The 13,159-nt window shown below is 69.3% G+C and carries 11 protein-coding genes and 2 tRNA genes; 7 read left to right on the top strand and 6 right to left on the bottom strand.

Annotated features, from left to right (window positions below):
* Positions 1–3 precede the first annotated feature (3 nt).
* Both ACWIGI_RS38400 and ACWIGI_RS38395 read right to left on the bottom strand, forming a co-directional pair.
* The gene (locus ACWIGI_RS38400; RefSeq protein WP_454208534.1) at positions 4–1,605 is read right to left on the bottom strand and encodes an aldehyde dehydrogenase family protein; all 1,602 of its coding nucleotides are present in this window, start codon (positions 1,603–1,605) and stop codon (positions 4–6) included.
* Between the two features lie 392 nt (positions 1,606–1,997).
* Entirely contained in the window at positions 1,998–3,128 is a 1,131-nt protein-coding gene (locus tag ACWIGI_RS38395) for a glycosyltransferase (RefSeq protein WP_454208533.1), read from the bottom strand.
* A gap of 142 nt (positions 3,129–3,270) precedes the next feature.
* Here ACWIGI_RS38395 and ACWIGI_RS38390 point away from each other — a divergent pair, with 142 nt between their 5' ends.
* On the top strand, positions 3,271–3,996 hold the full coding sequence (locus ACWIGI_RS38390; protein WP_454208532.1) for a FadR/GntR family transcriptional regulator: 726 nt from the start codon (positions 3,271–3,273) through the stop codon (positions 3,994–3,996).
* Positions 3,997–4,109: 113 nt separating this feature from the next.
* Positions 4,110–4,619 (top strand): hypothetical protein, encoded by a 510-nt coding sequence (locus ACWIGI_RS38385; RefSeq protein ID WP_454208531.1) that lies wholly within the window; start codon positions 4,110–4,112, stop codon positions 4,617–4,619.
* A 58-nt stretch (positions 4,620–4,677) separates the two neighbouring features.
* Here ACWIGI_RS38385 and ACWIGI_RS38380 read toward each other — a convergent pair whose 3' ends face one another.
* Positions 4,678–5,835: an AI-2E family transporter gene (locus ACWIGI_RS38380; protein WP_454208530.1), complete on the bottom strand. Its 1,158-nt coding sequence runs from the start codon at positions 5,833–5,835 to the stop codon at positions 4,678–4,680.
* A gap of 217 nt (positions 5,836–6,052) precedes the next feature.
* Here ACWIGI_RS38380 and ACWIGI_RS38375 point away from each other — a divergent pair, with 217 nt between their 5' ends.
* Together ACWIGI_RS38375 and ACWIGI_RS38370 are read left to right on the top strand one after the other, a co-directional pair.
* Positions 6,053–6,982, top strand: coding sequence for a DUF808 domain-containing protein (locus ACWIGI_RS38375; RefSeq protein WP_454208529.1), 930 nt, complete (start codon positions 6,053–6,055; stop codon positions 6,980–6,982).
* Positions 6,983–7,321: 339 nt separating this feature from the next.
* Complete coding sequence (locus ACWIGI_RS38370) at positions 7,322–8,311, top strand: linear amide C-N hydrolase (RefSeq protein ID WP_454208528.1); 990 nt, start codon at positions 7,322–7,324, stop codon at positions 8,309–8,311.
* A 69-nt stretch (positions 8,312–8,380) separates the two neighbouring features.
* Here the strand turns inward: ACWIGI_RS38370 and ACWIGI_RS38365 are convergent.
* Positions 8,381–8,463 (bottom strand) — tRNA-Leu (locus tag ACWIGI_RS38365).
* A 127-nt stretch (positions 8,464–8,590) separates the two neighbouring features.
* Positions 8,591–8,905, bottom strand: a complete 315-nt coding sequence (mihF, locus tag ACWIGI_RS38360; protein ID WP_354990665.1) for an integration host factor, actinobacterial type — start codon at positions 8,903–8,905, stop codon at positions 8,591–8,593.
* A gap of 252 nt (positions 8,906–9,157) precedes the next feature.
* Between mihF and ACWIGI_RS38355 the strand changes: the two genes are divergently transcribed.
* Entirely contained in the window at positions 9,158–10,009 is an 852-nt protein-coding gene (locus ACWIGI_RS38355; protein ID WP_454208527.1) for a tetratricopeptide repeat protein, read from the top strand.
* A 192-nt stretch (positions 10,010–10,201) separates the two neighbouring features.
* On the opposite strand, the gene ACWIGI_RS38350 is transcribed toward ACWIGI_RS38355, so the two are convergent.
* Complete coding sequence (locus ACWIGI_RS38350) at positions 10,202–12,490, bottom strand: ATP-binding cassette domain-containing protein (protein WP_454208526.1); 2,289 nt, start codon at positions 12,488–12,490, stop codon at positions 10,202–10,204.
* A 186-nt stretch (positions 12,491–12,676) separates the two neighbouring features.
* On the opposite strand from ACWIGI_RS38350, the gene ACWIGI_RS38345 reads away from it, so the two are divergent.
* Both ACWIGI_RS38345 and ACWIGI_RS38340 read left to right on the top strand, forming a co-directional pair.
* Positions 12,677–12,994 (top strand): hypothetical protein, encoded by a 318-nt coding sequence (locus ACWIGI_RS38345; protein ID WP_454208525.1) that lies wholly within the window; start codon positions 12,677–12,679, stop codon positions 12,992–12,994.
* Between the two features lie 61 nt (positions 12,995–13,055).
* Positions 13,056–13,138: transfer RNA gene (locus ACWIGI_RS38340), tRNA-Leu, on the top strand.
* Positions 13,139–13,159: the final 21 nt, after the last annotated feature.

The raw sequence follows: 13,159 nt of genomic DNA, 5'->3' as shown, positions 1-13,159 counted from the left end.
TCCTCAGAGAGTGGGGGTGCGGCCGAGCAGGGTGAGCAGGTGGTGGCCGGCGCGGCCGTACCCGCGCAGGCGCGAGCCGAGCCGGGGTTCGGCGATCGCGCCGGCCAGCGCGCGCATCGCGTCCTCTAGGTCGGGGGCGTAGGGGTACCACCAGGGGCGTTTGGGACCGAAGGCCGGACCGCGCGGGGCGTCGATGACCTGCACCCAGGCCGCGTCCAGCAGCGCGTCGGTGCCGTGCGACCGACCGAAGCCCGAGCGCGCGACACCGCCCCACGGATACTCCGGCGTCGAATACATGGTCGCGGCAACGTCGTTGATCGCCACCGACCCGGCGTTCAAGCGCCCCGCCAGGGCGCTCGCCCGGTCCACGTCGGCGGAGAACACGCTCGCGGTCAGCCCGTAGTCGGTGTCGTTGTGCAGGGCCACGGCCTGCTCGTCGGTCTCGAACGGGGCCAGCGCGACCACCGGCCCGAACGTCTCCTGCGACCACACCGCGGCGCCGGTGACCCCGGGGCCGCTGACCAGCGCCGGGGTGATCTTGCGGCCGGGCAGGTCCGCGCCGCCGCGCACGTCCAGCCCGCACTCGCGCGCGGCCCGCACGTGCTGCCGCCAGATCTCGCGCTGGCGGTCGTCGATGGCGGGCGCGAGATCGGCGCGGGTGTCCACGCGTCGCAGTTTGTCCTCGAGCCGGACCCGGAACGCCTCGAACAGATCCGCGTGCACCAGCACCCGTTCGATCGAGCAACAGGCCTGTCCCCCATTGAAAGTCGCGCCCCACGCCACCGCCGAGGTTGTGAACTCCAGGTCCGCGTCGGCCAGCACGACGGCCGCGTCGACACCGCCCAGCTCGAGACCCACCGGAATCGGGAACCGGGCCGCGGCCGCCATGACCCGCTGCCCCGTGGCCACCGACCCGGTGAACAGCACCTTGTCCGGGCGGGCCCGCACCAGCGCGGCCCCGAGCGCGCCGTCGCCGGTGGCGCACTGCAGCAGATCGGCGGGCAGCCCGCAGGAGGCGATCAACTCCACCAGCAGCTCCCCCATCCGCGGCGTGAGCTCGGACGGCTTGAGCACCACCGCGTTTCCCGCGATGAGCGCGGGCAGCACCTGGCTGAAGGGGATCAGGAACGGCAGGTTCCACGGCGCGATGGCCACGACGGTCCCGTACGGCCGGTGCGTGCGCACGGCGCTGCGATAGGGCGCGGTCGCCGACCCGATCCGCCCGGGCCCCAGGGTGGCCACCGCGTGATCGAGATGGTGCCGCGCGAGCGCGATGGCCGGAACCACCTCGTGCGCAAGCGCTTCGGCCCGCGGCTTGCCGTTCTCCGCCACGATCGCCCCCGCGATCCGGTCGATATTGCCCAGCAGAATCCCCGGCAGCCCCGCCAGGACCCGCACCCGCTCCCCGACCTCGAGCGCCCCCCACGCGCCCTGCGCGGCCCGCGCCCGCTCGAGCAACGCCACGGCCCGAGCGTCGGTGTCGGCGCCTTCGGCAGCGACGGACACGACGTCACTGCCCGGGGTGTCTCCGGTACCCGAGGTGTCACCGGCGGCTGCGGTGCCCTCGGTGCCCGTAGCACCCCGCATCTGCTCGAGGGGCGTCATCGCCATCTCCTGTCGACATCGAACCGTGGCCAAGTGGCCAAGTGGTCAGACCAATATAGCGATCTGCCTCCGCGCGTCAACAGTGCGGTGAGTCCTTGCCTTCAGCCGGCACGGCAATCGCCCACCCGCGAGGGGCATCAACCGGCCCCGTCTCACCGGGATCCGGCCGGTTGAACCGCTGGCGTGAGTGGGCGGATCGCGAGTGCGATCACCCTCCCGGCTGGAATTGGCATCGCGCACGACCGCCTCGCAGCCGGGTGGCTATCGGCTAACCGGCGGCGGACTCGTGCGCCCGCGAGTGTGTGGAGGCAAGCGAGCGGAAGTTGCTGTGCACCAGGCGAACCGGAGGCGAATCGGCGGCACGTGGTCGCGACGATCGCGGGCGCGCGGGGTCAGGCCGAGGCCAGCAGCTCCAGCATCCCCGCGACCGCGGCGGGCCAGGTGAACTGTTCGGCGCGGGTGCGGGCGGCGTGGCGGCGCTGGGTCGGGGGCAGGGCCAGGACGCCGGTCACCGCGTGGGCGAAGGCGGCGGGGTGGTCGGCGGCGACCGCGCCGCAGTCGGCGGTCACGATGTCGGCCAGGGCCGAGGAGCGACTCGCCACCACCGGGGTGCCCGCGGCCAGGGCCTCGAGCGCGGCCAGACCGAAGGTCTCGTGCGGGCCCGGGGCCAGGGAGACATCGGCGCTTGCGAGCAGGGTCGCCAGCGCGGTGCGGTCGTTGATGAAACCGGTGAACCGCACCGCGGGCCGCCCGTCCGCCAGCGCGGGCACCGTGCGCGCCCGGCGCTCGAGCGCCTCGCGGCGCGGCCCGTCCCCGGCCACCACCAACCGCGCCGGTACGCCCTCACGGCGCAGGGCCGCAACGGTTTCGATACTGCGATCGACCCGCTTCTCCACCGAGAGCCGCCCGCAATGCACCAGCAGCGGATACCGCTCCGCGCCCAGGTCCGCGCGCAACCGGTGGTCGTGGCGGTGCGGGCTGAACATGTCCAGATCCACCCCCAGCGGCACCAGCGACACGTTCGGCGCGTCGATCCGCTCGAACTCCTGGCGCGCGAACTCGGTCGTGCAGATGACGATGTCGTACTCGCGGGCGGTGCGCCGATTGGCCAGGTCCGCCGCGGCGCGCGCGGCCGGGCCCGGCAGCGCCTGACTCAGCAGCCGGTCGAGGCGCTCGTGCGAGATCATCACCCCGGCCACGTCACGCCGCCGGGCCCAGCGGCCGAAACCCCTGAGCGTCAAGCGATCCGACACCTCCAGGGCCTCGGGTCGCATCCCGCGCAGCACATCGGCCACCCGTCGCGGATCCGCCGCCCGATATCCGCCGGTGCCCGGGATGCGCGGCGCGGGCACCGTGACGCGCAGGACGCCGGAGTCCAGGATCTCCTCCGAGCGCCGCGCCCCCGGCACGATCAGCACCACCTCGTGCCCCGCCGCGACGTATCCCGCGCCCAGATGATGCAGTGCGGTGCGAAGTCCCCCGGAGCGCGGACCGTAGAAGTTGGCCAACTGAACGATGCGCACCCGGCTGATCGTGCAGGGCCCCGGGTGACCGGCGGCACCCCGGCGACGAACACCCGGTGAACTCCCCCCGAAGAACCGGCCAACCCCGACGCACTGGTCTGGCCGCTTGACCTCTTGCTGACCCGCCCCTAGCGTTCCGATCATGGCAATCAAGCGGATCGACCGCCGGACGGTGCCCGATACCGTCTTCGAACAGCTCGTGGACGAGGTCCTCGACGGCGAATTGCCACCCGGCTCGGCCCTGCCCGCCGAACGCCAGCTCGCCGAGACCCTCGGCGTCTCCCGCCCGACCGTGCGCGAGGCCCTGCAGCGCCTGGCGCACACCGGATTGGTGGAGGTCCGCCAGGGCGGTTCGACCACGGTCCGCGACTACCGCCGCCACGCCGGCATGGACATGCTCCCGCGCCTGCTGCTGCGCAAGGGACAACTCGATCCCGCGGTCATGCGCTCGATCCTGGAGACCCGCCGCCTCATCGGCCGCGAAGCCGCGGGCCTGGCCGCCGAACGCGCCGGCGCCGACCTCGCCGCACCCCTGACCGAGATCGTGGAAGCCCTTGCCGCGACCCAGGATCCGATCGCCCGCCAGCTGCACGCCCTGAACTTCTGGGACCTGCTGGTCGACGCCGCGGACTCCCTGGTCTTCCGCCTGCTCTACAACGATCTGCGCGCGGTCTACGAGCCCGCCCTGGCCGCCCTCGCGGTCCTGATGGCGGCCGAGGTGGGCCGCGCCGACCTGTACCGCGCCCTGGCCGAGGCGGTCCTGGACGCCGACGCCCCCGCCGCCCGCGATCTCGCCGAGTCCCTGCTGAACCTGGCCGCCACCGAGTTCGCCACCGCCCTCGCCGGCGAATCCGCCACCCACCCCTAGCCGATCCGCCGTACTGCGTTCCGGTTTCACTCTCGCCGTACCGGTGGCACGCACACCGCCCGGTACCTAGAATTCATCTTTGCGGCCATCTCTGCGAGAAGGGGACAGCCCCAATGGATTCGGTACCGTCACACCCCGCCGTCGCCGCCGCCCTGGGCGTGCTCGCCACTCTCGACGACGAATTCCACCCCCTCGCCCTGGTCGAACGCGGTGACGCCGCCGTGGCGATCCTGCTGGAGAGCAGGGACTTTCGCGTCGTGGTCATCGTCGAACACCGCGCCGCGGGCTGGGTGGCCCCCGCCATGATCACCGGCACCCCGCGCCGCCCCGCGCCCGCCCGCGGCATCCGCACCCTCGAACACCGCCCGCTGCTGCGGATGAGCCGAAAACGCTTCACCCCCACCAACGGTGGCGGCGCGCCCGCGGCCACCAGCTGGTTCGCGGTCCTGGGCACCGCCGCCGCCGACGCCGCGACCCTCACCCTGGACTCGAGCATCGACACCCACACGACCTCGGTCACCCCCTCGGGCCTGGCCTTCGCCCTGGTCCGCACCCCCACCCGCGAACAACCCCGCATCCACCTGCGCACCCTCGACGGCCGCCTGATCCCCGTCGACAAATAACGGCGAAGGCCCCCGAACACCATGTTCGAGGGCCTCCGAGATCGGACAGGCGAGCCCGTCAAGCCTTGGCGTCGCCCGAATCCGCCGCTTCCACAACGGGTTCGGGCACCGGCTCGGTCAGCAGATCGATCTGCTCGCCCACGTACCGCATGATCACCGCGACCACCGCCACCACCGGTACCGCCAGGAACGCCCCGACGATCCCGTACAGCGAGCCGCCGACGGTCACCGCCAGCAGCACCACCACCGCGTGCAACTGCATGCTGCGGCTCTGCAGAACCGGCTGCAGCACATTGCCTTCCAGCTGCTGCACCACCACGATGATCGCCAGCACGATCAACGCGGTCGTCACGCCGTTGGCGACCAGGGCCACCAGCACCGCGAGCGCACCGGCGACGAACGCGCCCACGATCGGCACGAATCCGCCCAGGAACGTCAGCACGGTCAGCACCGCGGCCAGCGGCACGTGCAGGATCAGCAGACCGCCGCCGATCAGCACCGCGTCGATCAAACTCACCAGCGCCTGCGTGCGGATGAATCCGCCCAGGGTGACCCACACCCGGCTGAGCACTTCCTCGATGTGCGTGCCGCCCTTGCTGCCGATGATCGAGTGCAGCCACGGCAGCAGCCGGGGCCCGTCCTTGACGAAGAAGAACGTCAGCACCAGCACCAGGAACAGCGTCACGATCGCCGAGGTGGCGGTGCTGACCCCGGTGAACACCCCGCCCGCGATGCGCTCGGCGCTGGACTGCAACTTGTCCACGATCGCCGAGACACCCGAATTGAGTTGCTCCTCGCCCACATTCAGCGGCGGTCCCTGCAACCAGTCGCGCACCCGGTTGACGCCCTCGGTCGCGCGGTCGGCCAGTTCCGGGGACTGATCCACCACCGACGGCACGATCAATCCGATGACCCCGGACAGAATGGCGATGAACCCGAGCACGGTGATCGACGCGGCCAGCGCGGGTTTCAAGCCGTGCTCGGTCAGCCAGCGGGTCGGCGGCCACAGCACGGTGGACACCACGATCGCCAGCGCCACCGGCAGCAGCGCCACCCAGAACTTGTCGATCAGGAATCCGAGCACCCACGCGCCCGCGGCGATGGCCACGATCGCCAGCGACCACTTCGCCAGCCACAGCACCCCACGCCCGATGACGGTGCCGCGGTCGGGCCGCTCGTCCTTCTCGGTTTCGGTCACGTCGTCTTTCACGCCCACAGTCTGGCATGTAACCCGAAACAAACCCGGCAATCAGGATCTCGGTCACCTATCGCGCGAACACGCCCGGCCGGGCGGCGCGAGCGTGAATCCCCCGGTACTTCGGGGCCGGGCAGACACGCGCATCGCCCGCGCGCGAGATCACGGTCCCGCGCGGGCGCGACCCGATCGACCGGCACGCCGACCGGGCCCGGACCAGCCGGTAACCTTCCCTTTCATGAGTGCAGGCCTGTTCGGACTTCTCGACGATGTTGCGGCTCTGGCCCGACTCGCGGCAGCGTCCATCGACGACATCGGCGCGGCGACCGGTAAGGCGACCGCCAAGGCCGCGGGCGTCGTGATCGACGACACCGCGGTGACACCGCAATACGTGCACGGCATCACCGCCGACCGCGAGATTCCGATGATCAAGCGGATCGCCCTGGGCTCGCTGCGCAACAAGCTGCTGTTCATCCTGCCCGCGGCACTGATCCTGAGTCAGTTCGCACCCTGGGCGCTGACCCCGATCCTGATGATCGGCGCGACCTACCTGTGCTTCGAGGGCGCGGAGAAGGTCCTCGGCCGATTCCTGCACCACGACGATCACGCGGCCGCGGACAAGGGCCCCGCCGACGAGAAGGCGATGACCGCCGGCGCGATCCGCACCGACTTCATCCTCTCCGCCGAGATCATGGTCATCGCCCTCAACGAGGTCGCCGACCAGCCCTTCGTTCCGCGCCTGATCATCCTGATCGCGGTCGCCCTGGTCATCACCGCCGCGGTCTACGGCGTGGTCGGCATCATCGTGAAGATGGACGACGCCGGCCTGGCCCTGGCCCAGCGTTCCTCGTCGTTCGCCCAGACCGTCGGCCGCGGCCTGGTCTCGGCGATGCCCAAACTCCTGTCGGTCCTGTCGACCGTCGGCACCGTCGCGATGCTCTGGGTCGGCGGCCACATCCTGCTGACCGGCACCGACACCCTCGGCTGGCACACCCCCTACGGCTGGGTCCACGACGCCGAGGAAGCGATCCGCGACGCGGTAGGCGGCGTCGGCGGCGTCCTGGCTTGGCTCGCCAACACGACCGTCTCGGCGATCATCGGCTTCGTCGTCGGCACGATCGTGGTCCTGGTGGTCCAGTTCCAGCCCTTCGGCAAGAAGAAGCACTGACCCGGCCGCTGCCCTCGCAGCACCGGACCGATCCACACACGAAGGCCCGCGGCAGGATGCCGCGGGCCTTCGCGCACCTCGTGGGCCCGAAAGCCCCTCGGTGCCAAACGATTCGAGGTAGTAGCGCCCGGGTGATCGCGAAATCTCTACTGTCCGAGCTCGAGTGGGGAGCCGCCGCCGACAGGCGCACCCGCACCGCGACCGCTGGGACGGACGCGACCCGGCCCGCGAACCACCGGCCCCACTGGGCCTACCCGCGAATAGCTGCTGACCAGCACTAATCTGTTCGACAGGACGAGAACGGCCCCCAACATCGAGGTGGGAAGGCGGACCTGTCGTATGTGTACCCGAGTGCTGTGGCCCGACGCGGGCGGGGCGGTCCTGGTGGGCCGGAACATGGACTTCGCGCGTGATCTGATGACCAACCTGTGGAAGCACCCGCGTGGGGTCGAGCGCGACGACGGGGTGTCCGGATCGCTCACCTGGACCTCGGAATACGGCAGTGTCATCGCCGCGGCCTTCGACATGACCACCGTCGACGGCATGAACGAGCGCGGGCTGGCCGGTCACATCCTGTGGCTGGCCGAATCCACCTACGGCGACCCCGACCCCGCGCGCACCCAGCTCAGCCAAGCCGTCTGGTTGCAGTACTTCCTGGACAACTTCGCCACCGTCGCCGAGGCCGTCGCCTGGATCGCCGACACCGACGTGCAGGTCGTGCAGATGGACGACCCCACCGGCGGTGTGCGCCCCGGCCTGCACCTGGCCCTGGACGACGCCACCGGTGACTCGGCGATCATCGAATACATCGACGGGCAGCCGAAGGTTTATCACTCCCCGGACTACCGGGTGATGACGAACTCACCGACCTTCGACCAGCAGCTCGAGCTGGTGAAGCGGTTCGAGGGACTCGGTGGCGGCGATCCACTGCCCGGGTCGACGCTGCCCGCCGACCGGTTCGCCCGCGCCTCCTACTACTCCGGCCGCCTACCGCACCCGGAGAACCAGGTCGCGGCGATCGCCGCGATGTTCTCGGTGATGCGCAACGCCGCACAGCCCTTCCGCATCCCGGACCCGGGCAAACCCGACGCCTCGCAGACCCTCTGGCAGGTGGTGCTGGATCTGACCAACCGCCGGTACGTCTACGAGTCCACGACCCGCCCCAACGTGGTCTGGGTCGATCTCGCGGACCTGGACTTCAGTGCGGGCAGCCCGCAGACGAAACTGGATCTCATCGGCGATCTGGCCGTGCAGGGCGGTATCGCGGGCAATGTCAGTGACAAGTTCGCGGACAAGGGACCGATGAAATTCCTGTCCGTCGCGACGTAAGTCGCGAGCACCCCGGAAACAAAAAACTCGCCGGATTCTTTGTCCTGCAAAGAATCCGGCGAGTATCTGTGTCGAGAGGGGGACTTGAACCCCCACGTCCCTAAGGACACTAGCACCTCAAGCTAGCGCGTCTGCCATTCCGCCACCCCGACCGGTGTGCTCCGCAAGATTATCGGATGGGACCGTCCGAAACAAAATCGGCCTATTTCGGGTGGTCCGCGGTGGTGTGGGCGGTTGCCGCCGGGCTCGGATCGAGCCCGGTCGGCGACCCCCATCAACTCAGTTGGTCAACGCCTCCAGCAGCGCGGCGCGCTGGCGAGAGCCCAGACCACCGATACGGCGGTCGGCGGGGATTTCCGCCTCATCCATCAGCTTCGCGGCCTTGACGGGGCCGATTCCCGGGAGCGCCTTGATCACGGCCGCCACCTTCGTCTTCTTGACCAGGTCTTCCTTGTCTGCGCGCTTGAGCACCTCCGCCAGACTGACCGATCCCTTTTTGACCTGCGCGATCAATTCCGAGCGGGCCTTGCGAACCGCGGCGGCTTTGGCCAGCGCCTCGGAGCGTTGTTCGGGGGTCATTGTGGGCAGAGCCATATGTCCTTACCTTTCACTCGTTCGCTGGTACGTCGGCGTCGAGTAAACATGACGCTTGCGCTGTCGCAGGTACGACACACCGCGTGTTTCGGTGCAACACGTCGAGCGACCTGCTGAAAACTGTCCAACATCCCAGGTCAAGCGTCCAGCCGGTGTGTGTCGAAGACACCTGGCAAATACGGGGTTCATCGGGGCGAATCAGTACTACGGTGGGCCCGAAACTCACCCGAGCACCGGTGAAAGGCGGGGCAAGTGAACACGTCGCTCTCGTATGCCTCCTCGACCGTGACCGACCGATTCGACCTCGCACCGGACCTACCGCTGGCGGCCCTATACGCCGGCGCCGAGCCCCTGACCTGGAACGGAGCCAGCGTCTACCCGGTCCACACGGTCGCGCTCGGCGTCTCCCCCACCACGATCACCCTCACGCTGCGCGCCGCCGGGCCCCGGCGCGGGGTGCACGGGCTGGGCATCGGGCTCGGCGTCGAGGACGGTCACGTACTCCTGAACGGCAGACAGTTGCGGGGGGTTGACGTGTGGACCGATGCCATGGCCGAGGGCATCGATCTGCGGATCTGCCCGGCCTCCGCCGCGGCGAGCATCGCCCTGACCCCGGTGTGGGTGGACGAGTTCGGCGAGATCATCTCCTGGACCGGCAATTACGGCATGCTCGTCACCCGCGAGCCCACCTGCGCGGTCCTGCACTGCAGCACCGGCGTCGGCCCCGCGGACTTCACCGAACTGGTCGTGGAACTGCGCACCGCGCCGACCCCGCCCGACCCGATTCCGCCCGCCGACGCCGGCCGCTACGGACGCGCGCTCTACGACCTCGGCGTGGCTATGCACGGCCGCGGCGAAGTCCACCAGGCCCACGAATTGTGGCGGCAGGCAGCCGATTCCGGCCACGCGGGCGCGGCCTACGACCTGGCGGTGGTGCTGCTGCGGCAGGGCGATCTCGCCGAGGCCGAACGCTGGTGGCGGACCGCCGCCGACCACGGCGACACCCGCGCGGTGGCCGGTCTCGCCGAGGTGCTCGAACGTCGCGGCAACCTCGCCGAGGCCAGAATCTGGCGTGCCGCGCTGGCGACCGAACACTCGCACTGAGCCGCGGGAACCGGCACGTGCCGAACAGCGCGGCACGTCCCGGGTGGATCTAGACCGTGCGTGACCGCCCGCGCCGAACTCGGCGGGCGGGCGGTCACGACCGTGTCGGCTCATCCTCGACGGCGGCCCGACCGGGCGATCCCCGGTGCGCGGCGGCACAGCGTGCACCCTGTGCCACCGCGCACCGTCACCTCACGCGCCCCGAACCGCCGACCCGTCCTTGTACAGCCGCAGGTACTGCCCGGTCAGCGAATCCGGGTCCCGCAGCAGCTCGGCGGGCGTACCCGTGAACACGATCTCGCCGCCGTTCTTGCCCCCGTCCGGCCCGAGATCGATCACCCAGTCCGCGTGCGCGACCACGTCGAGATTGTGCTCGATGACGATCACGGTGTTGCCGCGCTCGACCAGTCCGTCCATCAGTCGCAGCAGGGTGTCCACATCGGACATGTGCAGGCCGGTGGTCGGTTCGTCCAGCACGTACACGCTGCCGCTGTTCTGCAGCTGCGTGGCCAGTTTGATGCGCTGACGCTCGCCGCCGGACAGCGTGCTCATGGCCTGCCCCAGGCTCAGATAGTCGAGCCCGACCTCGATCATGGTGCGCAACTTGGCATTCAGCGCCTTCTCCGGGAAGAACTCGACGGCGGTCTCGGCCGACATCTCCAGTACGTCGGCAATCGACTTGCCGCGCAGGGTGAGTGCGAGCACCCGGTCGGAAAAGCGCCGCCCGTCACAGGATTCGCAGTGCGTGGTCACCGGGTCCATGTAGGCGACCTCGGTGATGATGACCCCGCGCCCCTCGCACTCCTTGCACGCGCCGTCGGAGTTGAAGCTGAACAGGCTCGCGGGCTCGCCGGTGGCCTTGGCGAACAGCTTGCGGATGGGGTCCATGAGCCCGAGGTAGGTCGCGGGCGTGGAGCGCGAGGACGCCGCGATCGCGGACTGATCGACGAACACCGAATCGGGATAGCGCTTCATGAACTCGGCGCGGATCAGGCTGCTCTTGCCCGATCCGGCCACGCCGGTGACGGCGGTCAGGATGCCGGTCGGAATCCGCGCGGACACGTTCTTGAGGTTGTGCGAGGTCGCGTTCTCCACGAGCAGTTCCCCCGTCGCGGCCCGGAAGATCTCCTTGACCGCGAACGCCCGGCGCAGTGCCTGCCCGGTGAGGGTCTCCGCCCGGCGCAGGTCCTCGAAGCTGCCGGTGAACATGATCTCGCCGCCGTGCGCGCCCGCGCGCGGCCCGACGTCGACGATGTGGTCCGCGATCTGGATGACATCGGGGTCGTGTTCGACGACCAGCACGGTGTTGCCCTTGTCCCGCAGCGCTTCGAGCATGTGGTTGAGCCGCCCCACGTCGCGCGGATGCAGGCCCACGCTGGGTTCGTCGAAGATGTAGGTCATCCCCACCAGCGTGCTGCCCAGGTGCTTGATCATCTTCAGGCGCTGGCCCTCGCCGCCGGACAGGGTCGCGGTCGGGCGATCCAGGCTCAGGTAGCCCAGGCCGATGTCGGCGACCCGGCCCAGCGCGACGCGGGTGGCGTCGATCAGCCCCTGCGCCGCGGGATCGGTGACCTCGCCGAGCACCTCGAGCAGATCGGTGATCTGCAGGCGCGTCCACTCGGCGATGTTGCGGCCGTTGATCTTCGTGGCGAGCGCTTTCTCGTTGAGCCGCGCGCCGTTACACGCCGGGCACACGCCCTCGGTGAGGTACTTCTGGATCTGCTCGCGGGTCTTCTCCGACAGTCCGGAGGTGTCGCGCTTGACCCGCGAGCGCGTGAACTTGTCCGCCAGCCCTTCGTAATTCGCCTTCCACGTGCCCTTGTTGAAGGTCAGTTCCACCTTGCCGCCGGTGCCGTGCAGCAGGTCGTGCCATTCGTCGTCGGTGTAGTCGGCGAGCTTCTTGTCCAGGTCGAAGCGCCCGGAGTTGCCGTAGAGCTGCCAATCCCCGCTGCCCACCGCGTAACCTGTCAGCAGGATCGCGCCCTCGTTCAGCGATTTGCTGCGATCGACGAGCTTGTCCGGGTCGACGGTGACGCTCATGCCGAGCCCGTCGCATTCGGTGCACATGCCCTGCGGGGTGTTGAAGGAGTAGTCGTAGACGAGCCCGGTCGAGGGCGCGCCGAAGCGCGCGAACAGGGCTCGGATGAGCGCGTAGATGTCGGTCATGGTGCCGACCGTGGAGCGCGGACCGCCGCCGACGGCCTTCTGATCGATGATGACCGGCGCGGTGAGGTTCTCGATGGCCTCGGCGTGCGGTCGTTCGTAGCGCGGCAGGAAGTTCAGGATGAAGGCCGGGAAGGTGGCGTACAGCTGGCGCTGGGATTCCACGGCGATGGTGTCGAACACGATGGAGGACTTGCCGGAGCCGGAGACGCCGGTGAATACGGTGATCTTGTTCTTGGGGATCTCGACCGAGATGTTGCGCAGGTTGTGCTCGCGGGCGCCGAGCACCCGAATGATGTCCGTGGCGGGAGTGGGCATCCCACCACCATGCCCTACGTACCCCCCGAAACATGCGCACGTGTGTGACGCAAATCACATCGAATCGGACAAATCTCAGGGTCGAGTCCGGATTGCCGATCGATCGCGCCGCTCTACGCTGATCGGCGATCGCGGCGGTCCGAATCCGCCGCGCGCGACCAGCGGTATTCGAAAAGAGGATCGACCATGAAGACCCTGCGATGGACGGCCGGCGCGGCCGCCGCCCTCTTCGCCGTGACGATGCTGTCCGGCTGTACCGAAGTCGAGCGCGCGCTCAATCAGGGCGGGGACACCAAGTGCAGCGAGTACCTGTCCCAGCAGCCGGACTCCCAGCGGATCACCGTCACCAAGTTCATCAAGCAGCAGACCGGCAACGACAACGAACCCACCGGCACCTCAGTCGATTTCACGATGAGCACCGTGCAGGCCCTGTGCCAGGTCCAGGCCAACAGCGAGACCCCCATCAAAAACGCTGACATCGCAGGCATTTTCATGAACAAGTAGCCTCTGACCAGCCGATTTCTCATCCGGGCGACAGCTCGGCTACTGTAGTCGAGCACCACCGGTCGGGGTGGCGGAATGGCAGACGCGCTAGCTTGAGGTGCTAGTGTCCTTAGGGACGTGGGGGTTCAAGTCCCCCTCTCGACACAGCAGGGCCCCAATTTCTCC

The sequence above is a fragment of the Nocardia sp. NPDC055321 genome (assembly GCF_053645575.1).
The sequence above is the reverse complement of the archived record's forward strand: the minus strand, read 5'-3'. Positions and strand labels throughout refer to the sequence as shown.